Origin of the sequence: Kribbella sp. ALI-6-A, assembly GCF_001984195.1 — a bacterium.
GTDB lineage: Bacteria > Actinomycetota > Actinomycetes > Propionibacteriales > Kribbellaceae > Kribbella.
This window is the reverse complement of record NZ_MTQN01000009.1, coordinates 511,269-532,446: the sequence shown is the minus strand read 5'-3', so window position 1 is coordinate 532,446 and position 21,178 is coordinate 511,269. Positions and strand designations below refer to the sequence as shown.

24 protein-coding genes are annotated in these 21,178 nt (G+C 69.8%); 13 read left to right on the top strand and 11 right to left on the bottom strand.

All coding sequences use genetic code 11. From position 1 onward, the window contains the following. Positions 1 to 360 precede the first annotated feature (360 nt). Positions 361 to 855, top strand: a complete 495-nt coding sequence (locus BWI15_RS11485) for an Hsp20/alpha crystallin family protein (RefSeq protein ID WP_083750693.1) — start codon at positions 361 to 363, stop codon at positions 853 to 855. Positions 856 to 991: 136 nt separating this feature from the next. Here the strand turns inward: BWI15_RS11485 and BWI15_RS11480 are convergent, their stop codons facing one another. Beyond that, complete coding sequence (locus BWI15_RS11480; RefSeq protein WP_077014310.1) at positions 992 to 1,675, bottom strand: SDR family NAD(P)-dependent oxidoreductase; 684 nt, start codon at positions 1,673 to 1,675, stop codon at positions 992 to 994. A gap of 139 nt (positions 1,676 to 1,814) precedes the next feature. Here BWI15_RS11480 and BWI15_RS11475 point away from each other — a divergent pair, with 139 nt between their 5' ends. Further along, positions 1,815 to 2,669: a helix-turn-helix transcriptional regulator gene (locus tag BWI15_RS11475; RefSeq protein WP_077014309.1), complete on the top strand. Its 855-nt coding sequence runs from the start codon at positions 1,815 to 1,817 to the stop codon at positions 2,667 to 2,669. Here the strand turns inward: BWI15_RS11475 and BWI15_RS11470 are convergent. Genes BWI15_RS11470 through BWI15_RS11455 form a run of 4 tightly spaced genes read right to left on the bottom strand, consistent with a single transcriptional unit; the run spans position 2,634 to position 7,721 of the window. Then, complete coding sequence (locus tag BWI15_RS11470; protein WP_077014308.1) at positions 2,634 to 3,494, bottom strand: ATP-binding cassette domain-containing protein; 861 nt, start codon at positions 3,492 to 3,494, stop codon at positions 2,634 to 2,636. The two genes, BWI15_RS11475 and BWI15_RS11470, sit on opposite strands and share 36 nt — an antisense overlap. After that, positions 3,491 to 4,486, bottom strand: a complete 996-nt coding sequence (locus BWI15_RS11465) for an ABC transporter ATP-binding protein (protein WP_077014307.1) — start codon at positions 4,484 to 4,486, stop codon at positions 3,491 to 3,493. Before BWI15_RS11465 ends, BWI15_RS11470 begins: the two co-directional genes overlap by 4 nt. Then, entirely contained in the window at positions 4,483 to 6,228 is a 1,746-nt protein-coding gene (locus BWI15_RS11460; RefSeq protein WP_202817620.1) for an ABC transporter permease subunit, read from the bottom strand. The genes BWI15_RS11465 and BWI15_RS11460 overlap by 4 nt, the downstream gene beginning before the upstream one ends. Continuing rightward, a complete protein-coding gene (locus BWI15_RS11455; RefSeq protein ID WP_237771225.1) occupies positions 6,225 to 7,721 on the bottom strand; it encodes an ABC transporter substrate-binding protein in 1,497 nt (498 codons plus the stop codon). Before BWI15_RS11455 ends, BWI15_RS11460 begins: the two co-directional genes overlap by 4 nt. Positions 7,722 to 7,861: 140 nt before the next feature. Between BWI15_RS11455 and BWI15_RS11450 the strand changes: the two genes are divergently transcribed. Next, the gene (locus BWI15_RS11450; protein ID WP_077014306.1) at positions 7,862 to 8,458 is read left to right on the top strand and encodes a GNAT family N-acetyltransferase; all 597 of its coding nucleotides are present in this window, start codon (positions 7,862 to 7,864) and stop codon (positions 8,456 to 8,458) included. Positions 8,459 to 8,546: 88 nt separating this feature from the next. Beyond that, on the top strand, positions 8,547 to 9,044 hold the full coding sequence (locus BWI15_RS38345; RefSeq protein WP_168197293.1) for an SgcJ/EcaC family oxidoreductase: 498 nt from the start codon (positions 8,547 to 8,549) through the stop codon (positions 9,042 to 9,044). A 98-nt stretch (positions 9,045 to 9,142) separates the two neighbouring features. On the opposite strand, the gene BWI15_RS11440 is transcribed toward BWI15_RS38345, so the two are convergent. Further along, positions 9,143 to 10,111, bottom strand: coding sequence for a helix-turn-helix domain-containing protein (locus BWI15_RS11440; protein WP_077014305.1), 969 nt, complete (start codon positions 10,109 to 10,111; stop codon positions 9,143 to 9,145). A gap of 202 nt (positions 10,112 to 10,313) precedes the next feature. On the opposite strand from BWI15_RS11440, the gene BWI15_RS11435 reads away from it, so the two are divergent. The 3 genes from BWI15_RS11435 to BWI15_RS11425 are packed head-to-tail and all read left to right on the top strand — an operon-like array spanning position 10,314 to position 12,714. After that, a complete protein-coding gene (locus tag BWI15_RS11435; RefSeq protein WP_077014304.1) occupies positions 10,314 to 11,108 on the top strand; it encodes an alpha/beta fold hydrolase in 795 nt (264 codons plus the stop codon). Next, a complete protein-coding gene (locus BWI15_RS11430) occupies positions 11,108 to 11,926 on the top strand; it encodes an alpha/beta hydrolase (protein WP_077014303.1) in 819 nt (272 codons plus the stop codon). The genes BWI15_RS11435 and BWI15_RS11430 overlap by 1 nt, the downstream gene beginning before the upstream one ends. Then, the gene (locus BWI15_RS11425) at positions 11,923 to 12,714 is read left to right on the top strand and encodes an MBL fold metallo-hydrolase (RefSeq protein ID WP_077014302.1); all 792 of its coding nucleotides are present in this window, start codon (positions 11,923 to 11,925) and stop codon (positions 12,712 to 12,714) included. The genes BWI15_RS11430 and BWI15_RS11425 overlap by 4 nt, the downstream gene beginning before the upstream one ends. Before the next feature lie 9 nt (positions 12,715 to 12,723). Here the strand turns inward: BWI15_RS11425 and BWI15_RS11420 are convergent, their stop codons facing one another. The 4 genes from BWI15_RS11420 to BWI15_RS11405 all read right to left on the bottom strand — a co-directional run bounded on the left by BWI15_RS11420 (position 12,724) and on the right by BWI15_RS11405 (position 16,189). Continuing rightward, the gene (locus BWI15_RS11420; RefSeq protein ID WP_077014301.1) at positions 12,724 to 13,593 is read right to left on the bottom strand and encodes an LLM class flavin-dependent oxidoreductase; all 870 of its coding nucleotides are present in this window, start codon (positions 13,591 to 13,593) and stop codon (positions 12,724 to 12,726) included. Between the two features lie 142 nt (positions 13,594 to 13,735). Continuing rightward, on the bottom strand, positions 13,736 to 14,584 hold the full coding sequence (locus tag BWI15_RS11415) for an MBL fold metallo-hydrolase (protein WP_077014300.1): 849 nt from the start codon (positions 14,582 to 14,584) through the stop codon (positions 13,736 to 13,738). A 62-nt stretch (positions 14,585 to 14,646) separates the two neighbouring features. Next, positions 14,647 to 15,288 carry a MarR family winged helix-turn-helix transcriptional regulator gene (locus BWI15_RS11410; RefSeq protein ID WP_143465495.1) on the bottom strand — a complete coding sequence of 214 codons (642 nt, stop codon included), beginning with the start codon at positions 15,286 to 15,288 and terminating at the stop codon, positions 14,647 to 14,649. Between the two features lie 7 nt (positions 15,289 to 15,295). Beyond that, positions 15,296 to 16,189, bottom strand: a complete 894-nt coding sequence (locus BWI15_RS11405) for an AraC family transcriptional regulator (RefSeq protein ID WP_077014298.1) — start codon at positions 16,187 to 16,189, stop codon at positions 15,296 to 15,298. Here BWI15_RS11405 and BWI15_RS11400 point away from each other — a divergent pair. The 4 genes from BWI15_RS11400 to BWI15_RS38340 are packed head-to-tail and all read left to right on the top strand — an operon-like array spanning position 16,182 to position 17,693. Next, on the top strand, positions 16,182 to 17,075 hold the full coding sequence (locus BWI15_RS11400; RefSeq protein ID WP_202817619.1) for an NAD(P)H-binding protein: 894 nt from the start codon (positions 16,182 to 16,184) through the stop codon (positions 17,073 to 17,075). The two genes, BWI15_RS11405 and BWI15_RS11400, sit on opposite strands and share 8 nt — an antisense overlap. A 24-nt stretch (positions 17,076 to 17,099) precedes the next feature. Further along, complete coding sequence (locus BWI15_RS40450; protein ID WP_269087162.1) at positions 17,100 to 17,234, top strand: hypothetical protein; 135 nt, start codon at positions 17,100 to 17,102, stop codon at positions 17,232 to 17,234. Next, entirely contained in the window at positions 17,216 to 17,359 is a 144-nt protein-coding gene (locus BWI15_RS39325; protein ID WP_168197292.1) for a hypothetical protein, read from the top strand. Before BWI15_RS40450 ends, BWI15_RS39325 begins: the two co-directional genes overlap by 19 nt. Then, positions 17,331 to 17,693 carry a S41 family peptidase gene (locus tag BWI15_RS38340; RefSeq protein ID WP_083750689.1) on the top strand — a complete coding sequence of 121 codons (363 nt, stop codon included), beginning with the start codon at positions 17,331 to 17,333 and terminating at the stop codon, positions 17,691 to 17,693. Before BWI15_RS39325 ends, BWI15_RS38340 begins: the two co-directional genes overlap by 29 nt. Before the next feature lie 17 nt (positions 17,694 to 17,710). Here BWI15_RS38340 and qcrB read toward each other — a convergent pair whose 3' ends face one another. Further along, positions 17,711 to 19,093 carry a cytochrome bc1 complex cytochrome b subunit gene (qcrB, locus tag BWI15_RS11390; protein WP_077014296.1) on the bottom strand — a complete coding sequence of 461 codons (1,383 nt, stop codon included), beginning with the start codon at positions 19,091 to 19,093 and terminating at the stop codon, positions 17,711 to 17,713. A 274-nt stretch (positions 19,094 to 19,367) separates the two neighbouring features. Between qcrB and BWI15_RS11385 the strand changes: the two genes are divergently transcribed. Further along, positions 19,368 to 20,222, top strand: coding sequence for a helix-turn-helix transcriptional regulator (locus tag BWI15_RS11385; protein ID WP_077014295.1), 855 nt, complete (start codon positions 19,368 to 19,370; stop codon positions 20,220 to 20,222). Between the two features lie 108 nt (positions 20,223 to 20,330). Next, a complete protein-coding gene (locus BWI15_RS11380) occupies positions 20,331 to 21,176 on the top strand; it encodes an SDR family NAD(P)-dependent oxidoreductase (RefSeq protein WP_077014294.1) in 846 nt (281 codons plus the stop codon). Positions 21,177 to 21,178: the final 2 nt, after the last annotated feature.

Sequence of the window (21,178 nt, the reverse complement as noted above, 5' to 3'; positions counted from 1 at the left end):
CACCGATCAGCACTTCGACTGTCCTCGGCAATGCGGTGAGGAAGTCGGACTGTGCGGCCGGCTGTTGACGCTCGTTCACAGCGATCACCGCCCTCCGGCTGTGTCGGCGGTTTCCAGCCGGCCGATATCCCGGCCGAGATACCGCCTGCGGCGCTCACGATGAGGCCCTTGCCGCCAGATTCTCGCTTTGTCGGCCGACGATCAAGTGGGCCGGACGGTCCGCGTCGAAGCTGTCCGGTCGCGCCGCGAAAATGTTGTCATCAGAAGGATGACAGACCGGGATGTCAGCGGCATGATGACTGTTGTAGGAGGTGAAGAAAGGCAGACCGTACGGCGTGACCATGGAGTGAGGTGGTAGCGATGGCTCTTCCGATTCGCCGGCACAATCCTGACCGAGACCGCCGGGGCGAAGCTCGGCCAGTCCGGTGGCTGCCGACCGATCCGTTCGCGAACTTCGAGGACATCTACCGGCGGATGGACCAGATGATGCGGTCGTTCGGCAGCCTCGACAAGGTCGCCTGGTCGCAGTTTCCGGTGGACATCGAGGAAACCGAGGACGCCTACGTCGTCGAGATCGATCTGCCGGGAGTGGCCCGGGACGACGTGACACTGGAGTGGAACCATCGGGAGCTGACCGTGCACGGCGAGGTGAAGGAACGTGAACGCACCGGGTTCCTTCGCACGCAGACGCGTCGGGTCGGCGAGTTCCACCACTCGGTCACCCTGCCCGGCGAGATCGACGGCGACCGGATCACGGCGTCCCTGGAAGACGGTGTCCTGATGGTCAAGGCGCCGAAGGCGGCCGGCGCCAGGTCACGGCGGATCCAGATCACCGGCGGCTCGGGCGCATCGTGACCGTGACCGGTGCGGGCCCGGTTCGCCGCTGAACAGAGCGAGGCCTTGGAGCTCATCGCGGCGCACTGGGCCCGGCTGCCGACCGGCGGTGTCAGATGGCGGCCTCGGCGAGATCGTGCGCCAACTGCCGGCGGGTTCACCAGGGCAGCGGTCCTGTTTCGTCCTGGAAGGTGCCGGTCGGCCCGTCCGCGTCCATGGTGGCCAGGCGTACGACGACTCGGGCGCTGTCCTCGACCGGTCGGCCGATGCCGAAGGCGGCGGTCATGTCGGTGGCGGTGGTGCCGGGCTCGAGCGCGTTGAACCTGATGCCCGGCTGCGCCTTGGCGTAGTGCACGGTCAGCATGGTGGCCGCGGTCTTCGACGCGGAGTACAGCGCGAGCGGCATGCCGTACTCCGGGCGCTCGGGGTTGGTCACGGCCCAGAACGATCCCATGCTGCTGGAGATCGTGACGACGTTCGGGTTCGTGGACTTGCGGAGCAGAGGCAGAGCGGCTTCCGTGACGCGTACGATGCCGACGGCGTGCGTGTCGAAGGAACGCAGCGCCGCAGGGACGTCGAGCGTGGTCTCGAGGATGCCGGCGTTGTGCACGAGGACGTCGAGGCGGCCCTCGGCGGCGTCGATCGTGGCCAGTGCGCTGGTGACGGAGGCGTCGTCGGTGACGTCGAGCTGGACGAACCGGGCGCCGAGTTCGGCGGCGGCCTTCTCGCCGCGTTCAGCGTCGCGGGCGCCGATGTAGACGGTGTGCCCCAGCTCGAGCAGCTGCTTGGCGGTCTCGTAGCCGAGGCCCTTGTTGGCGCCGGTGATCAGTGTGACGGTCATGGTTCTCCTTGGAATGTGCTGGCCGCGATCGGGCCGTCGTCCACGCTATGAGCGGCACGCCGACTCACCCAGAGCCCCGTGCAGCCTGGGGTGTGACAGGACCCCCTCTGCTCGTTGCGCACCGAGCTACGGTTGTTCTGTGAGCGAGTCGAACGCCCTAGGGGCATACCTGCGGGCCCGGCGCGAGCTGGTGACGCCGCAGCAGGTGGGCATCCCCGACATCGGCGTACGACGGGTGCCGGGGCTGCGGCGCGAAGAGGTCGCGATGCTCGCCGGCATCAGCGCGGACTACTACCTGCGGCTCGAACGCGGCCGTGACCGTAAGCCGTCCGTACAGGTGCTCGAGGCAATCGCCCGCGTGCTGCAGCTCGACGACGACCACTTCGCCCACCTGCTGACCCTGGTCGCGGAGGTTCCCCGGCGACGGAAACGCCGTCCGCGCAAGCAGACGCCGCCGGCCGGAGCGTTGAAGCTCCTGGACAGCCTCGTCCAGCCCGCCTTCATCGAAGACCGGTACTTCGACATCCTGGCCGTGAACCGGATGGCCACCGCACTCTCGCCCGGCCTCGCTGTCGGCGGCAACCAGTTGCGGGACCTGTTCCTGGATCCGGCCGAGCAGGCGCTGCATCCGGAGTGGGAGAACGTGACCGAGTGCTTCGTCGCGAATCTGCGGCAGTCCGTGGGGAGCAACGTCGACGATCCCCGCTTCATCGAACTCACCGGAGAGCTGTCGCTGGCCAGCGCGCGGTTCCGGCAGCTCTGGGCCCGGCACGAAGTGCGTGGACAGCGCGGGACCCCGCTCCGGCTCGACCACCCGCTGGTCGGCGAGATGGTCCTCAACCGGGAGCGGCTGTCGATCAACGGCGCCGAGGACCTGATGCTGGTCGTCTACCACCCGGACGCCGGCTCCAGCGATGCGGACAAGCTGGCTCTGCTCGCCTCGGCGGCGTTGCCCACTTCAGGGGCGAAGACCGAGGTCGTGAGGCAGGCCTGACGGCGTCGGCGCAGCGCGCGGCACCGGGCGGTCATCAGCCGGGGTCGCGAGGGGCGGCACGGCGGTCAGCAGCGCCTGGGTGTACGCCGCAGCCGGCGAGGTGAAGATCTGATCGGTGTCGCCGGACTCGACGATGCGGCCGTGCTGCATCACGGCGATCCGGTGCGCGACCTGGTGGACGAGCCGGAGGTCGTGGCAGATGAACAGGTAGCCGAGGCCGAGTTCGTCCTGCAGGTCGATCAGCAGGTTCATCACGCCGGCCCGGATCGACGGGTCGAGGGCGGAGACCGGTTCGTCGAGCACGAGCAGCCGCGGTTCGCTCGCCAGCGCGCGGGCGATACCGACGCGCTGGCATTGGCCGCCGGACAGCTCGTGCGGACGCCGGTCGGCCAGCGAATGATCGAGCTGGACGAGGTCCAGCAGCTCGGTGACCCGGGCCGGGCCGGTGACGGGATCCCAGCGGCCTTGGACGCGCAGTGGTTCGGCGATCGCGTCCCGAATCCGCAACCGTGGGCTGAGCGAGCCGTACGGGTCCTGGAACACCGGTTGCAGCGCCGGCCGCAGACCGCGAAGTGCCGGCTCGTCGAGCGTCGTCAGGTCGACTCCTTCGAACCGGACTTCACCGCCCTGTGGACGGCGCAGCTGCAGTACGGTGGCCGCGGTGCTGGACTTCCCGCACCCTGACTCGCCGACCAGCGCGAGCGTCTCCCCGGCCCGTACCTCGAAGGACACCCGGTCGACCGCCAGCACCGGCTGTGACCGGCGTCGGCGTCCGGGGTATCGAACGGTCAGCTCCCGTACGTCGAGCAGCGGCGCGCCCGTCATCGGTACAGCTCCGCGAGCTCGGCAGCCGGTACGTCGCCGGCTCGGTGGCACGCGACCAGGCGTCCGTCGTAGAGAAGCGGTTCGGGTTCGATGGCCCGGCACTCGTCGACGGCGAGCGGGCAGCGCGGCGCGAAAGCGCAGCCCGGCGGCAACGACTGCGGCCGCGGCGGTGCGCCCGCGATCGCGGGAAGCCGGCGGGTTGTTGCTGCAGGCATCGGCTTCAGCGACGCCAGTAGTCCCACGGCGTACGGGGACCGCGGGGTCACCAGGACGCGGTCCACCGGACCCGACTCGACCTCACGGCCGGCGTACATGATCAGGACCCGGTCGGCCGAACCGGCGACAGCGGCCAGGTCGTGGGTCACCAGCACCACCGCGGTGCCCGACTCGTCACGCAGCCCGGTCAGCAGGCCGAGGATCTGGGCCTGCAGTCGTGGATCCAGCGCGGTGGTCGGTTCGTCGGCGATGATCAGGTCCGGCTGGTTGACCATCGCCATCGCGATCACGGCGCGCTGCCGCATCCCGCCGGAGTACTCGTGCGGATAGACCCTGGCGCGGCGGCTCGCATCGGGGATCCCGACGCGGTCGAGAGCCCGGACGGCAACGTCCCATGCCGCTGCGCGGCTTGCGCCCTGAACGGACCGCACCGCGAGGGCCAGTTGCTCACCGACGGGATGTACCGGGCTCAGGACCGACAACGCGTCCTGCGGAACGAAGCCCAGCCGTCGCCCGCGCAGTTCGCGGTAGGCGGCCTGGGTGGCTCCGGCGAGTTCGCGACCGTCGAACTTGACGCTACCGCTCATCGCGACCGACGGTCCCAGCAGTCCGAGAACGGCCTGCGCGGTCAGGGACTTGCCCGCTCCGGACTCACCAACGACGGCGAGGATCTGCCCGCGGTCGACCTGGAAGGACAACCCGCGCACGGCCGGCACCTCACCGCCCTGGCCTCGTACCGTGACGTGCAGATCGCGTATTTCGAGCAGTGCCGTCATCCCCGAATCCCTTGCAGTACGGCGCTTCGCGGCGTCCGGAGCGTCGATAGTGATACCGCCAGCGCCGCCAGCACGAGCAGGGCAACCGCAGGCGCGAGTACGGCCCACGGAGCACGTTCCACGTAGGGGAGCGATTCCGCCAGGCTCGATCCCCACTCCGGAGCGGGCGGCTGCGAGCCGAGGCCGAGGAACCCGAGCGAGGCAAGCGCCAGCGCGATCCCGGGCAGCCGCAGTACGGCGTGCCGGGCGACCGGACCTGCCACGGCCGGGAGAACGTGCCGGGTGAGGATCCAGCCCGGGCTCGAGCCGATCGCCCGTTGCGCGGTCAGATAGCCGGCCGCCCGGGTCTCCTGAACGAGCGCCGCGGCGTGCGCGGCCAGCGGTGGCCAGGAGACCAGGGCCACGGCGACGGACGCGCTCAGGGTTCCTGGGCCGAGCACCGCGGCGACCAGGATGCCCGCGATCACCGGCGGCACCGCGTTCGCTGTTTCGGAGGCGCCGATCGTGACGCCGGGCAGGAAACCCGCGACCAGCGCGACGGCGTACGAGAAGGCGCAGACGAGTACGGCGACGCCGGCTGTCGCGGCGGCGCCATGCCCGAGCCGGGCCAGGACGTCGCGGCCGAGAGAGTCGGTGCCCAAAGGATGTGTCCAACTCGGCGCCGCGAGCCGGGCCGTCGTGTCCAAGTGCAATGGATCGAGCAACAACCCCCAGCCGACGACGACGGCCAGCAGTGCGGCGCAGGCGACGGGCGGCACCTGGTGCATCCGTCGCGTGGACGCCAGTTGGACCGGGAGCGACAGGACCTCGTCGCGAAGACCGGGGCCCAGCAGGTAACGCCTCGCCGCTTGAGCCAGCAAGCCGGCAATCGTGCCCAGGAGCACCAGAGCCAGCACGGATCCTTGCAGCAAAGGCAGATCCTGCGACTCGGCTGCGCCCAGCGCCGTACGTCCTATCCCGGGCACTGCGAAGACTGTCTCCACCGCGACCGCGCCACCGGTCAGCCCGACCGCGACAAGCCCCAACTGTGGGACCACGGCCGGCACCGCGCGACGTACGGCGGCCGCGGCGATCCGCGTTGGAGTGCAGCCGGCCGAACGCCAGAGGCTGACCCAGCGCTCGGCAAAGACCGCCGGCAGAGCGTCGTCGACGAGGCGGCCGAGGATTCCGCCGGCCGGCAGAGCCAGGGCAAGCGCCGGAAGGATCAGGTGGCGTGGCCCGTCCCACCCGTACGGCGGCAGCCACCGCAGCCAGACCGAAAGCGCCAGCATCAACAGCGTGGCGAGCAGGAACTCGGGCAGCGCGGCAAGCGCGCTCGCGGCCACTCCGGTCCCGCCGCTGCGCAGGGTCCCGCGAGCACCGCGTCCCAGCGTCGGTGCGCACAACGCGACAGCAATCAGTACGGCGATCAGCAGAGCGGCCGCCATCAAGGTCAGGGACGCGCCGGCCGCGGCCAGGACCGAAGGCAGCACCTCGGCCCCGCTGGTCCAGGAGTGTCCGAGGTCCCCGCGCAGTACGTCCCCGAGCCAGCGACCGAGCAACTGCAGGGGGCCCGCGTCGAGACCGAGCTCCGCACGGACCGCGTCGATCGCCTCGGGTGTCGGTTCCTGCTCGGCCGAGCGGGCGCGCAGGACGGACAACGCGGGGTCACGGCCGGACAGCCAGGGCAGCAGGCCGATCGCGACGACGACAACGACCATCGCGCCGACGCGGGACGCCAGCGCCGCCGTCCGTGGGGTCACCGCAGTCGGGTCTGTGCCGTGACGAGCGTTCGCTCCCGCGGGTCCTTGGCCGAGTCGAGCAGCTCGCTCGAGTCGCCCTGGATCACCCGCTCGTGCAGCAGCGGGACGGCGGCGTCGGTTCGCAGGACGGCCGCTTCCGCCGCCAGGATCGCGGCCCGTCGGGCGTCTCCGGCGGCGGTGCCTTTCGCCCTAGTCAGCGCCGCGTCGACGCGTGCGTCGCACAGCTGGGAGATGTTGAACGATCCCTCACAGGCGAAGTCGCTGTACAGGTAGGCGACCGGGTCGCCGGAGTCCAGCACTGTGGCGCGGGACAGGATGAACGCGTCGAACTTGCCCGCCAGCGCGTCCTCCTCGATGTGGGCGTACTCGCGGACGACCTGCTTGACCACGAACCCGGCCTGCTGCAACTGCTGCTGCAGGACCGAGGCGACCTCCGGCAACTCGGCCCGGTCGGAGAAGGTCGCCAAGGTGATCGTGGTACCGGCCGGTGCCTTGGCCGGCGTACGGCCGGTGAGCTCGGTGCGGCCCTTCGCGGCCCACGGCAGCGCCGGGCCGAGCAGTCCGGCGGCCAGATCGGCGCGGCCCTCGTAGACGCCCTTCACCAAGGCGTCGCGGTCGACGGCACTCCGGATCGCGGCGCGCAGCGCGGGATCCTTGAGAGGGCCCGTGCGCGTGTTGAGGTAGAGCGTGTTCGTCCGCGGCATCGGCACTTCGGTCACGGTCTTCGGGTCCAGCAACGCCGCCTGCGAGACCGGGACCGACTCCACCAGGTGGGCCGAACCGCTGCGGATCGCGGCCGCGCGGGCCGCGCCGTCCGGGACGAACGAGACATCGATGCCCTCGGCCCGCGCCTTGCCGCCCCAGTAGCCGTCGTACCGGTCGAGGCGGGCGCCGGTCGTGCCGCGGACCTCGACCAGCCGGTACGGGCCGCTGCCGGTGCCCACGGGGTCCACGCTGGTTGGCTTGTACGCCGCCTTGGCCAGGATCGACAGCTGCGGCGACGACAACCGGTGCGGGACCAGCGGGTCGGCCTCGGCGGTCGTGACCCGCAGACTGTCGCCTTGGGCAACGGCCGTCAGTCGTACGCCGTCCAGGATGCGCGGCTTCGGCGAGGCGGCGGCCGCCTTGGTGAGAGCGAAGGCAGCCACGGCGGCGGTCAGCGTCGTACCGTCGTGGAACGTCACGTTCGGCCGGATCGCGAACTCCCAGGTCTGCGGGGAGACGCGTTTCCACGAGGTCGCCAGGCCTGGTTGGGCGTCGCCGACCTCGTCCAGCGTGACCAGAGTCTCGGCTGTGCTCCATCGGGACAGCTTGAACGCGTCGTCGCTGAACGGAGACAGGCCCGATCGGGGCGGCTGCATCATCGCCAGCTTGATCCGGCCGCCGCCGGCGTCACCCGTCGCGGCGGTCGGAGTGCCGCTCCCCGCGAAGCATCCGGACAGGAGCATCGACGAGGACAGCAGGCAGGCAGTGAGGGCGACAGCAGGGCGCACGACATCTCTTCCCGGAGTGGCGGACGGGTCGGAGGGTAAGTTAGCACATGAAAATCATTTGCGATAAGCCGTGGCGTGCTCTGGCTGGGGGACGCGGTTGAATGGTCCGGACAGGAAGAACGGACGGTCAGGAGGCATCAGTGAACGACTCCACAACAACCGGCGCGACCGAGCTGTCCGTGCGCCCGCTCGAGCCGGACACATGGCCGGCGTTCGCGCGGCTTGTCGAGGCGAACAACGGCGTCTGGGGTGGTTGCTGGTGCATGGGCTTCCATGTCGAGGTGGGCAAGGGGAGGGCCCCGGCGGAGAATCGCAGCGAGAAGGAGCAGCGGGTCCGGGAGGGGCGTACCCATGCCGCGCTGGTCTTCGCGGGCGACGAGTGCCTGGGGTGGTGCCAGTTCGGTTCGCCGGAGGAGTTGCCGAAGATCAAGAGCCGGCGGCTGTACGAGAAGGGCTTGACGAGCCTGCCGGACTGGCGCGTCACGTGCTTCTTCACCGGTAATGGCCTGCGAGGCCGCGGCGTCGCCAAGGCCGCGCTCGGTGGGGCGCTGGAGCTGATCGCTTCGGCGGGCGGAGGCTCGGTCGAGGGATATCCCGAGGAGACCGACGACCGCAAGGTGTCGGGATCGTTCTTGCACACGGGGCCGATGGCCGCGTTCGAGCACCACGGCTTCACGCGGACGCGGCCGATCTCGCCGCACCGCTGGGTCGTCACGCGCGTTGTGGAACCGGCCTGACAAGGTCCTGACGGACCGTCCCGAGTGGCTGCCTGGAACTATATGTAGACTGGCTACATCTAGCTACCCGATATGTAGGAGGTCTGCAGTGAGAACAACTCTGCGAAGGATCGTCGTGGCCGGAGTGGTCGCGCTCGGAGTGGGAACGACGCTGACGGCCGGCGCCGCGGCCGACCAGCAGGCCGGGCGAGTCCCCGACAAGGTGGTGTTCGACCGGTTGCTCCAGCAGCAGGCGGATGCCTGGACACACGAGAGCGGCGCCGAGTTCGCGGCCACGTTCCACCCCGACGCGGACGTGGTCACCTTCAACGGCGACCACCTGCGCGGACGGGCGGAGATCGCTCGTGAGATGCAGCGCTACTTCGACACCTACATCGAGGACACGACGTTCCGCACGCTCAGCGAGCAGATCCGCTACCTCGAGCGCGACGTCGCCGCGATCGTCCGCACCAGCTGCCTGATCACGGCTCCGGCCACGACGTGCCGTCCCGACTCGCTGTCGATCAACACCAACGTCATGCACAAGGTGCACGGCCGCTGGCTGCAGGCGTCCTTCCAGAACACCCGGGTCGAACCGTTGCCCTGACCTGCGGGACACGAGAGGGCGGTCCGGTCGAATCCGGCCGCCCTCCGGCCTGATCCATCCAGCCATCGGCGGTCGCCTCGGACATCGGTGCAGTGACGTCAGGTCCGGTGGACGGGTCCGCGATGGAGCTCACGCCACTCCTGGGGTGTCATGCCGTGTGCCCGGCGGAAGCGTCGGGCGAAGTGGCCCGGATCGAGGAATCCCCACTGCGCGGCGATCGCCGCGATGGATCGGTTCCGGTTCGCCGGCGCCGCGAGATCGCGGCGGGCGCGCTCCAAGCGCTCGCTGATGAGCCACTGCTCGAAGCTCAGCTGGTGCTTGGCGAACAGCTTGTACAGGTACCGCAGCGAAATGTTGTGGTGCGCCGCGATCCGGGCCGGCCCGAGGTCCGGATCGGCCAGGTGCTGGCGGGCGTACCAGGTGATCCTCGCGAAGAGCACGTCGGCCATCGCGAGGTGCTGGTCGTTGTCGTCCTCGGCAGCGGAGGTCAGCAGCGCACGGACCAGTTGGGTCGTCGCGGAGCCGAGCATCACAGCCGCTCGGGTGTCGTGCAGCGAGTCGCTGACTGTCGCGAGCACGGTGAGGTGGTGCAGCACGAGTTCGTAGAGGGGACTGCGAGGGAGCCGCTGAGCCGCGGCACGGACCGTTTCGACGCTCAGTCCGAGGTCCCGGTAGTCGATCTGGAAGGCCTGGGAGGCGCCCTGGCCACGCCAGGCGAACTCGTACGGTGCGGTCAGGTCGACCAGCATCAGCTCACCGGTGTGGACCCGTTGGTCGACTCCTGCCTGACTGAACATGCCGGTCCCGATCACCTGTACGGCGAGCGCGAGCCTTTCGGGGGCTCCGATCCGGACGTGCTTCGGCGTACGGACCAGGCGGATGCCCGAGCCCTCGTTGCGGAACAGGTCCGGCGCGCCGAGCTGCCAGAAGTCCATCCGGGCGTACACGTCGCCCTGGGGATCCTCGTGCTCCACCCGCGACGGCACACTCGCGGACATCATGGCCGCGAAGAACGCTTCCGAGCGGTCCTGCCGCCGCAGCGTGGAAGTGTCAAGAAGCAGAGTCAAAGCAGCCCCCGTCGCCGTACTCCCGGCACTCCGTCCCCACACAGTCCGGCCGAACTGTGCACTGACAGCCGACCGTCGTGCAGCCACATCCTAGGGCGGGCAGCCCTTGCGCAGCTAGGTTTTCGGCCAGCAGGCGCCTCCCTGAAAGCGATCGCCGTCCCAACCGTCACCCGTTGCACCCGATCGACTGCAAGGACACGACATGTTCCTTCGAAAACGGCCTGTTCCTCACCTCCTGCTCGCACTCGCCCTGGTCTTCGGCGTGTCCGGGTCCGCCACCGCCGCTGCCGACCACGCCCGCAAACCGACCGTCGTGCTGGTGCACGGTGCGTTCGCCGACGCGTCGGGGTGGAACGACGTGGCCCGCAGCCTGCGGCGCAAGGGGTATCCGGTGCTGGCGCCGGCGAACCCGCTGCACGGCGTGGACGCCGACAGCGCCTACCTGCGCAGCGTTCTCGCGACCGTGACCGGTCCGATCGTCCTGGTCGGGCACTCCTACGGCGGCTTCGTCCTGACCAACGCGGCCACCGGCAATCCGAACGTGAAGGCGCTGGTCTACGTCGCCGCGTTCGCCCCGGACGCCGGCGACAGCGTCGGTGGCCTGGCGGCGAAGTTCCCCGGCAGCCAGTTGAGCCCTGCCGCACTCGACTTCAGGCCGTATCCGGGCGGCGTCGACGGGTACATCAAGCTGCCCCTCTTCCGAGAGGTCTTCGCGGCCGACGTCTCGCCGTCCACCGCCGCGGCGATGGCCGCCGGTCAGCGACCCGCCGACGTCGGAACGCTCGACCAGCCGTCCGGCGTACCGGCCTGGAAGTCCATCCCGTCGTGGACGCTGGTCGCCAAGGACGACCAGGTCATCCCGGCCGCCACTCAGCGTTTCATGGCGCAGCGCGCCGGGGCCCGCACGGTCGAGGTGAAGGCGTCGCACGTCGCGATGATCTCGAAGCCGGCCTCGACGACCGACCTCATTCTCGACGCCGCGAAGGAGACCTCCTGATGCCCTCCGTCACCACCCCGGACACCATCGTTCTGGTCCACGGCTTCTGGGTCACGCCCCGCAGCTGGGAGCACTGGATCACGCACTACGAGCAGCGCGGGTTCCGGGTGATCGCGCCGGGTTACCCGGGCTTCGAGGTCGAGGTGGAGGCGCTCAACGCCGACCCGACCCCGATCCTCGAGCTCACCGTTCCGCGGATCATCGAGCACTACGAGGCCGCGATCCGCGAGCTGGAGACGCCGCCGATCATCATCGGTCACTCCGCCGGCGGCGCCTTCACCCAGATCCTGCTCGACCACGGCTTCGGCGCGGCCGGAGTGGCGATGAACTCCGCGCCCACCGAGGGGGTGCGCGTCGTACCGCTGTCCCAGGTCAGGTCGACCTTCCCGGTGCTGAAGAACCCCGGGAACCGGCACAAGGCGGTGCCGCTCTCGTTCGAGCAGTGGAAGTACGCGTTCACCAACACCTTCACCGAGGAGGAGTCCCGCGCGCTCTACGAGCGGTACGCCATCCCGGCGAACGGCGGCATCCTGTGGGGCAGCGTGCTCGCCAACTTCCAGCCCGGCCACCAGGACACCTGGGTCGACTACCACAACGACTCCCGGCCGCCGCTGCTGTTCGTCTCCGGCTCAGAGGACCACATCATGCCGCCGGAGGTGCAACGGTCCAACGCCAAGCACTACAAGTCCGACACCGTCACCGAGGTGAAGCAGTACGACGGCTACGCCCACCTGCTGCCCGCGCAGGACGGCTGGCAACGGATCGCCGACGAAGTGCTCGACTGGGCGCTGAAGCACGCGGCGGCCCCTGCAGCGTGAGCGAATCCCGCATCACCCACATCGGCGGGCCCACCGCGCTGATCGAGGTCGAAGGCTGGCGGTTGCTCACCGACCCGACCTTCGACCCGCCGGGCGGCCGCTATTCGTTCGGCTGGGGCTCGGCCTCTCACAAGGAGGTCGGGCCCGCGCTGGCCGTTGACGATCTGCCGCCGATCGACGCCGTACTGCTGACCCACGACCACCACGGCGACAATCTGGACAACGCGGGCCGCGCGCTGCTGCCCAGCGCCGGCACCGTCGTGACGACGGTCGCCGGAGCGCGCCGTCTGGGTGGCAATGCCATCGGCTTGTCGCCCTGGACGGTCCACTCCTTGTCCAGGCCCGGACTGCCGACCCTGCGGGTCACCGCAACACCCGCTCGCCACGGTCCGCCACTGAGTCGAGCGATCACCGGTCACGTCACCGGCTTCGCGCTGAGCTGGGAGGGGCAGCAGCACGGCGCTCTGTGGATCTCAGGTGACACCGTGTTGTACGACGGCGTTCGTCAGGTCGGCGAACGGATCGACGTTGGTACCGTCCTGCTCCACCTCGGTGCGGTGGAGTTCGGCATCACAGGTCCGGTCCGCTACACGATGTCCGGGCGCGACGGCGTACGGCTCTGTGAGCTCCTGCACCCGCGAACCGTCATTCCGGTGCACTACGAAGGCTGGCGGCACTTCACTCAGGGCCGGGACTCGATCGAAGCCGCCTTCGCCAACGCACCGGACGACATCCGACGGAGCCTGACCTGGCTCACGATCGGTACGCCCCAGGACGTGGTCATGTGACCAGCTCGCTCAGCCCAGCGTCGGAGGGCCCTGCTCGATGCGGCGGAGGACGGGGTCGAGGCGGTAGAAGTCGGTGCCGGTGATGAGTTGGCGCTCGTCCCACCAGGTGGCGCCGGCTTCGGCGAGGGGTTCGATGAGGGCGCGGGCGGCAGCCGAATTCGTGGGGCTGATGCCGCCGACGATGATGTCGTACGGCGCTGTCGGGTCGGTGCGGTGCTGCTGCAGGTACGCCGTGAGGTCGCGCAGCTCGTCGACGGGTGGGGCCTCGCCGTGGTTGGCGTTCTGGAACAGCGGTACGGCGCCGTCCCAGCGGGCGGCGCGGCGCATCGGTGCCTTGCGGGGCCAGTAGCCGGCGATCCAGACCGGCGGCCTCGGTCGCCGGACGGTTGCTGGAAGCAACGTCACGTCGTCGACCTGGTAGTGCTCGCCGTGGTGGTTCACGGCCTCGCCGGACCAGTAGCGGGCGAGGAGGTCGAGGCCCTCGTCCAGTCGGCCGGCGAGTACCTTGGGATCGGTTTCGTCGCCGAAGCTGCCGAACTCGTCGTCGATCGGTCCGCCCAGGCCGGCGCCGAAGACCACCCGGCCGTTGGTCATGCCGTCCAGCGTCGCGACCTGCCGGGCCAGCTGCTCCGGTCGGCGCCGCGCGATCGGGGTGACCAGCGTGCCGAGCGTGATCCGCGAGGTCGCGAGCGCGGCCGCGGTCAGCAGCATCCAGGGATCCCCGAACGGCTGCCCTCGCCGCTGGGCCTTGCTGTGCACGACGTGGTCCCAGACGAACAGGCCGTCCCACCCTGCTTGCTCGGCCGCGGTCGCCACCCGCGCGACGGTACGGGCGTCGGCGAAGTCGCCGAAGTTCGGGATGTTGATCGAGAAGCGCATCTGCGTATCCTCGCGCATCCGGCCGACGGTGCCCGGGATTTTCCGGGGTACTGGGCTCCGATGCCGCCGCCCGTCAGGGGGGATGTCGTTTGCGTCCTCGTCAGATCGGGCCTTGGTTCACGCGTCCGGGACGGCGGATCGGCTAACCGAGCAGAGCGAGTGCACCGCCCCAGAGGGCGCCCGGATTGAGCCGATCTGGATGCAGCGCGAGCATCGCGTCGAAGAACTCGACCGCGGACGGCTTGTCCTCGAGCAGGCGTTGGGCGTCGGTGAGGTAATCCCTGGTGGTTGCGATGGTGGCCGGGCTGTCGTCGCGGGTGGGATCGGTGTGGCCGGACACGACGTGAGCCGGTTTCAGCGCCTCGACCTGGTCGAGCGCCCGCAGCCACCGGGTGATGCCGTCGTCGGCAGCCTCGCGCAGATACTGGTGTACGCCGTTGTAGACGACGTCGCCGGCCACGACCAGGCTGATCGACGGCACGTGCAGCACCGTGGTGTCGTCGGTGTCGGAGTGGCCGACCTCCAGTGCGATCAGGTCGTGGCCTTCGAGCGAGAACTTGTTGCCGGGCAGCGGCGTCGCCAGGACCGGGGAGTCCGGGATCTGGCCGGGGAACTGCGCGTCCCACAACGCGGCCCGGAACTCGGGGGAACCGTGTTGGCGCATCATTGCGATGGTGCCCGCGGTGGCCACCGCCTCGGCGTGCGGGAAGCGGCGCAGCAGCGGCGCCGTACCGAACCAGTGGTCGCCATGGCCGTGGGTCACGTAGATGTGCGTGAGGTTCTTGCCGCTGGCGGCGATCCAGTCGCCGACGCGCTCGCTCTGGTCGATCGTCATCGGCGGGTCGACCAGGACGGCGTCACGTTCGCCGCTGATCAGGGTCGTGGTGAGCGGGGAGAACATCCGCCGGTCGCCGTTCGGCACCAGGTCCGTCGTGTTCATCGGGACCGGATCGCTGGTGTAGGTCTGATAGGTCAAGCTGGGTTGGTTCATGAGCTGTGCCTTTGCGGATGGGCAGCGACCGTCCGTACGACGGTCGGTGGGGAAGGGGATGGCTATTTCGCGGTGGGTCGCGGCGGCGAGTGCTGCGTTCCCTGGTCCTGCGCGTCGACCAGACCGACGACCCAGCCGTCGAGAATCTCGCGCGCGGACGGGCCCAGTGCCTCGGTCATCCGGTCCTGCGCGCCCTGCCAGGCGCGGCGGGCATCGGCGAACGCCGCCCTGCCCGAATCGGTGATCGCGACCGCCATCATCCGTCCGGTCGGTGACGAGTCGGCGGGCGCGACCCAGCCCTTGTCGCGCAGGAGGGTCAGATTGCGACTGAGCGTCGATCGCTCGAGCAGCAAGGTGGCGGCCAGGGCGGTCGGCCGCACCGGCCCGCCGGCCGTCACCAACTCGCTCAGGATCTCGACCTGCGGCACCGACAACCCAAGTGGCTGAAGCGCTCGGTCGTAGGTCCGGCCGACCATCCGGTGCAGCCGGGAAACCCGCATGCCCAGGCAGTTCGCGCGCGTGGTCTCGGCGAACTCGGAGGCGGCGGAGCGCCGGCTGCGGCTGTGCTTCATCTTCTCCCCGGCGTGGTCAGGTGGTGTAGGTACATCACAAAGTGTACATACATCAACGAGCCGGATTGCAGTCACGTCTGGAAGACGATCCCCGGGTTCGCGGAGCCCCCCGGCCTCGTCATAGGTCTCCACCGCGGCGTCATGCGCTGCGGGCTTGGCGTCGCCAACGGCCCGGCGGTACGCCGTGGAGGCGGCGGAAGGCGGTCGCGAAGGCGTACTCGTTGCGGTAGCCGGCGTCGGTAGCGATCCGGGACAGCGGTGCGTTCGTCCGGGTGAGTGCGTCTTCGGCGCGCCGCATGCGGAGGGCGGTGAGGTAGCGGGCGGGGGACTGGCCGACGACAGCGGTGAAGTGCGCGGAGAACGCGGCGCGGGACATTCCGGCCAGCCCGGCCATCGTGGTGACGGTCCAGGCGCCGGCGGGGTCGGCGTGCATCGACTGGAGGACGCGTTCGAGGTTCGGGTCGGCGCCGGCGCGGTACCAGCCCGGCGGTTCGGCGTCCGGGCGCGACCACCAGGCGCGCAAGGTGTAGACGAGGTTGAGATCGAGCAAGCGGTCGAGGAGCGCCTGCTGGCCGGGACCTTCGGACGCGGCTTCCGCTGCGAGCAGGTCGATCGCCGCCGCATGGCGCGGCGCGAGTTGGTCGGCTTCGACGACGGCGGCGCGGGGCAGGGCGTGGAGCAGGGAGTCGCCGATGCTGCCCTCGAGGACGTAGGCGCCGCAGAGAATCACCGCCTCCGGTTCGCTCGCTGTCGACCCCGCTGACCGAGCCTCGGAGATCGGCTCGGCCGGCGTACCGGGCGCGCTCACCAACCGGTACGGCGTACCAGCTGTCACCAGGACGACGTCGCGCGATCGCACAGGGATCGGCGGACCATCGGGCAGCTCCAGCCAGCCGCTGCCCTTCAGCAGCAGATGCGCGGTGAGCGGTCGCGTGCCGCTGAACTCCAAGCCCCACGGTGCGTTCCGGCCCAGTACGGAGAACACGGCCCCGCGGGCGCGGGCCTGCGTGAGTTCGTCGGCCAGGATGTCCACGCCGACCAGCGTAGACGAACTCAAAGGAAAGCCGGACAAATACCAATGGTCCGTCCAGGAGCCGGAGCCTACCGTCAAGGGCATGGCTACGTTTCTCATCCTCGGCGGCACCGGCAAGGTTGGCCGCCGCCTGTCCCGCCGGCTCGAACAGGACGGACACACCATCCGGGCCGTCGGCCGGTCGACCCCGCTGCCGTTCGACTGGAACTCGCCCGCCACCTGGGAACCGGCGACAACCGGCGCGGACGGCTTGTTCATCGTCGGCCCGGGCTCGGCCACCGATTGGAGCCCTCGGCTGACCAAGCTTCTCGAGACCGCGTCCGGAGTCCGTCACGCCGTACTGCTGTCTGCCCGTGGTGTGGAGTTTCTGCCCGACGGCAACGTCGCCCGCGCCGAGCAGGCGCTGCGTACCGGCCCGCTGCCGTGGACAATCCTGCGCCCGACGCACTTCGCGCAGAACTTCACCGAAGCCATGTTCACCCCGGTCGACGGCCGCATCGTCGCTCCCGTCGGGGGCGGCGCGCAGCCGTTCGTCGACGTCGAGGACATCGCCGAGGTCGCGGCCCGCCTGCTCACGAGCGGTGCGGGGAAGGGGGAGACGATCGAGGTGTCCGGACCGCGCGCGATCACCTTCCACGACGCCGCGCGCATCCTCGCCGAGACCACCGGACGGCCGATCGAGTTCCGCGACGAGGGCGAGGCAGAGCACGCCGACGCACTTCGAGCGGCCGGGACTCCCGAGGAGTACATCCGTTGGAGACTGGCCATGCTCGGTGCGATCCGTCGCGGCGACGACGCCTACCTCAGCGACGGTGTCGACCGTGTACTGGGCCGGCCCGCGACCGACTTCGCGGCGTGGGCAGCCCGCGAAGCCGATGACGCCTGAGCATCGCGGTGCTTCACTGACTGGATGCGCACAGACGAGATCAAGGCAGTCATCGACCAGGTCGCGGCCTTGATCCGCGAGCACTACGTGTTTCCCGACGTCGGTCCGGTGGTGGCCGACCGGTTGATGAGGCGGCCTGGGTGCATCATGTCGAGCTGACCTCCGCCGGCATGGCCCGGGCGGAACGCCTCGCCGGGAACGTCGGCGTACTGGAGATCAGGCCGTCGCTCTACAGCCCGAAGTACGCCGGGGCCGCTGCCGCCGGCGCGATGTCCTTGCTATAGGCAACTGACTTACAACCTGCAGCAGCTCGACCGCGCCGTGGTGGTCGGCGAGCGCACCCGGGGCGGCGCCCACCCACGGGAGGGGTTCCGGGTCCACCCGCACCTGGAGGCATCCGTGCCGGTGCAGCGCGCCCTCAATCCGGTGTCCGGGACGAACTGGGAGGGCATCGGCATCTCTCCGGACGTCGAGGTGGACGCACCTTCGGCCTTCACCGAGGCTTATCGACGAGCGTTGGAGCACGTGGTCGCGCTGCCGGTCGCGCCGGGACGGCGCGAGGTCACCGAAGAAGCCCACGCCGCACTGGCCGAACTCCGTTCGGGTGTTGCTGGTTGAGCTGAGGTGCGCACCTTTCAGGTCCCGGAGGCAGGGCGGGACGCGCCCGCGAGCTGCCGGCGGCGCTCGGCGTCGATCGGGCGGTGCTTCTCGATGTACCCGCCGTCCGGCTGGCGGATCACCGTGCCGATCTCGAGGCCGTGCTCCGCGATCTCAGCGTCCTGGTTCTGCAGCCCGAGGCAGATTCGGCGGGTGATCACGAACGCGGCAGGTGGGCCGACGATCAGCAGGATCTGGAAGGCGTGCAGCAGTGCGTTGACCGAGAGGTGGAACAGCACGGCCATGGTGTCGGCGCCGGCGGCGGCCCAGAGGACGCCGTAGAAGGTGATGCCGGCGACTCCGATGCCGGTGCGGGTGGGGTTGTGGCGTGGTCGTACGAGGAGGTGGTGGTCTTTCCGGTCACCGGTGAGCCGCTCTTCGAGGAACGGGTAGACGGCGACCAGCGCGAGGAACAGCGTGCAGGCCGCGACCGGCAGCAGAACGGCCACGGTGACAGTCCTGCCCCACACGACGAACTCCCAGCCGGGCGCCAGCCGCAGCGCTCCGTCGAGGAAAGCGAGATACCAGGCCGGGCCGACGCCGGCCGAGGCGTTCGCCGGATCGGCGGGGCCGTACAGCCAGACCGGATTGATGGTCGCCGTCGCGGCCATCACGAGGGAGACCCCGGCCACGAAGCAGAACAGACCGGCGCTCTTCACCGCGCTCACGATCGCCGGTCGTCCCACGACGTTGTCTTCCGTCCGCCCAGGTCCGGCGAACTGCGCGGGCTTGTGCTTGAGCGCGAGGACCGCGGCGGCGACGAAGAGCACAACCAGTACGGCGGGCAGCACGACGACGTGCAGCGGATAGAACCACGCGATCACATCGCCCGGGAACTGACCGCCGAACAGCAGTTCCGAGAGCGCGGAGCCGACGAACGGAGTCGCCTTCAGCACACCGTCCAGTACGGCGAGGCTCATGCCGGACGCCATGTCGTCGGGCAGCGAGGTCCCGGTGAGGGCCGCGCCCATCGTGACGATGAGCAGCCCGAAGACGACGAGCCAGCTCAGCCGCCGCGGCCGACGGAAGCCGGCAGTGAAGAACAGCCGCAGCAAGTGCAGGATGATCGCCGCCACCATGATCAGCGTCGACCAGTGGTGGAGCTGGCGCATCAGCAACCCGCCACGGACCTCGAAGGAGATCGCCAGCGTCGAGTCCAGCGCCCGCGACACCGGTACGCCGCGCAGCGGTGTGTACGGCCCGTCGTACACGACGTGGTCGACCGACGGTTCGTAGTACGCCGTCAGGACCACGCCGCTGAGCACGATCACGACGAAGCTGTAGAAGGCGATCTGCCCGAACAGCAGTGACCAGTGATCGGGAAAGACCCTGACGCGCAAGTTGTTCCACGGGCGATTCATGGCTCGACCCCTCCTGTCCTCCAGCGGGCCGCACACCGCGGTCATACATACGACCCCGCCGGAGGCGCGGGTGTGACGTGCCGTGGCACACGTCACCCCCGCGAGGCCGCGGCCGACCCGTACCGACAGGTGGAGTGTCCATCGGCCCTGAGGCTGATCGCGGACAGTCGTCGAAGTCCGCGATTGGGGAGCATGACCGGTGCTGACACGTGACGCACCGTCAACGCACTGAGAACCAGGCCGGGCCGACACACGGGGCGTCTAGTCTTGCGACATGAGCGACAGCACACCGCTGGGCGACTTCCTGCGCGCCCGTCGCGACGCCCTCAAGCCGCAAGACGTCGGACTCCCGGAGTACGGCCGCCGCCGGGTCAAAGGGTTGCGCCGCGAAGAGGTGGCGATGCTGGCCGGGATGAGCAGCGACTACTACGTACGGCTGGAGCAGGGCCGGGAGTCCAGCCCGTCGCCGCAGGTGGTCGAGGCTGTCGCGCGAGCGCTGCGGCTGGACGCCGACGCCACCGAGCACCTGTGGCGACTGGTCCAGGCGCCGGAGACGCGCCGCTGGAGCCGGGCGGAGGGGACTTCCGTCAGCCCGCAGCTGCTGCAGCTCATGAGCGCCTGGTCCACGTCCCCGGCGTTCGTGCTCGGGCCGGCGCTGGACATTCTCGCGGGCAACACACTGGCCGCCGCGCTGCACGAGGGGTTCACCCCGGCGGACAACCTGGCCCGCATGGTCTTCCTGGACCCGGCCGGCCGGAACTTCTACCAGGAGTGGGAGCGGGCGGCGCACTCCTGCGTCGCCGAGCTGCGGTTCGCGTACGGGCACGATCCGGAGTCCGTGCGGATCGGTGAGGTGGTGGCGGAGCTGTCGGCACAGAGCCCGGAGTTCGCTGACCTGTGGGGTCGCCACGACGTCAAGGCCAAGACCCAGGACGTCAAACACCTGCGCCACCGGGAGGTCGGTGACCTGCACATCCAGTTCTCGTCGTTCGCGGTCAACGGGGCTCCCGGCCAGCAGCTCGTCGTCTACCAGGCCGAGCCCGCGACCCCGACCGCGGCGGCGTTCGACCGGCTGCGCGAGCGCGCGGAGCAGAGGCTGCGCGCCGAGTCCGACGCTGTTCCTAGGTAGGGCACTCCCAGGAATCCCACGGACTTCTTCGGCCCTGGCGGTCTCGACAGACTCAGAACTGTCAGCGGCGGGAACACCCCGCCGGAGCCAAGCCGAAAGAAGGACACCATGGCCACCTGGTTCATCACCGGAGCCTCCCGCGGTCTGGGCGCCGAGATCGCCCGCGCCGCTCTTGCCGACGGCAACGACGTCGTCGTCGCGGCGCGCGACCTCGGCCGGCTGCCCGAAGACCTGAAGACGTCCGATCACGTGCTCGGTGTCGAACTCGACGTGACGAAGTCCGAGCAGATTCCCGCGGCTGTGCAGGCCGCGGTCGAGCGGTTCGGGCGGATCGACGTACTGGTCAACAACGCCGGGCGCGGTCTGCTGGGCGCGGTGGAGGAGATCACCGACGCCGAGGCCCGCTCGCTGTTCGATCTGAACGTCTTCGCCCTGATCGACATGACCCGCGCCGTCCTGCCGGTGATGCGCGGCCAGGGTGCGGGCAAGATCGTCAACATCGGCTCGCGGTCCGGTTTCGAGGGCGAGCCGGGCGTGGGCCTGTACTGCGCCTCGAAGTTCGCCGTCGCCGGCCTGAGCGAGTCGCTGTCCAAGGAGCTGACGCCGTTCGGCATCCAGTCGATGGTGGTCGAACCGGGCGTCCTGCGGACCGACTTCCTGGACGCCAGCTCACTGTCGTTGCCGTCCTCCCGGATCACCGAGTACGACGGAACTCCCGCCCACGTCACGCTGGACTGGGTCGGCACCGCGAACCACACCCAGCTCGGCGACCCGGTCAAGAGCGCGTCGCTGATCTACGAGGTCACGTCACAGGACCAGCTGCCGACGCATCTGTACCTCGGCCCGGACACGCTCGACCGGCTGCAGGTCAAGCTCGACCAGATCGAGCAGGACCTGGCCCCATGGCGCGAGAAGTCGGCCGCCACCGCGCACGACGACGCCACCGCGGCGTAACG

Bases quoted from the DNA above. Each gene is read 5' to 3' on its own strand.
- BWI15_RS40450 (WP_269087162.1), top strand. From the start codon at position 17,100: ATGCGCACAGACGAGATCAAGGCAGTCATCGACCAGGTCGCGGCCTTG.
- qcrB (WP_077014296.1), bottom strand. From the start codon at position 19,093: ATGAATCGCCCGTGGAACAACTTGCGCGTCAGGGTCTTTCCCGATCAC.
- BWI15_RS11435 (WP_077014304.1), top strand. From the start codon at position 10,314: ATGTTCCTTCGAAAACGGCCTGTTCCTCACCTCCTGCTCGCACTCGCC.
- BWI15_RS11430 (WP_077014303.1), top strand. From the start codon at position 11,108: ATGCCCTCCGTCACCACCCCGGACACCATCGTTCTGGTCCACGGCTTC.
- BWI15_RS11415 (WP_077014300.1), bottom strand. From the start codon at position 14,584: ATGAACCAACCCAGCTTGACCTATCAGACCTACACCAGCGATCCGGTC.
- BWI15_RS11485 (WP_083750693.1), top strand. From the start codon at position 361: ATGGCTCTTCCGATTCGCCGGCACAATCCTGACCGAGACCGCCGGGGC.
- BWI15_RS11385 (WP_077014295.1), top strand. From the start codon at position 19,368: ATGAGCGACAGCACACCGCTGGGCGACTTCCTGCGCGCCCGTCGCGAC.
- BWI15_RS11465 (WP_077014307.1), bottom strand. From the start codon at position 4,486: ATGACGGCACTGCTCGAAATACGCGATCTGCACGTCACGGTACGAGGC.
- BWI15_RS11420 (WP_077014301.1), bottom strand. From the start codon at position 13,593: ATGCGCTTCTCGATCAACATCCCGAACTTCGGCGACTTCGCCGACGCC.
- BWI15_RS11470 (WP_077014308.1), bottom strand. From the start codon at position 3,494: ATGACGGGCGCGCCGCTGCTCGACGTACGGGAGCTGACCGTTCGATAC.
- BWI15_RS11380 (WP_077014294.1), top strand. From the start codon at position 20,331: ATGGCCACCTGGTTCATCACCGGAGCCTCCCGCGGTCTGGGCGCCGAG.
- BWI15_RS11400 (WP_202817619.1), top strand. From the start codon at position 16,182: ATGTCCACGCCGACCAGCGTAGACGAACTCAAAGGAAAGCCGGACAAA.
- BWI15_RS11480 (WP_077014310.1), bottom strand. From the start codon at position 1,675: ATGACCGTCACACTGATCACCGGCGCCAACAAGGGCCTCGGCTACGAG.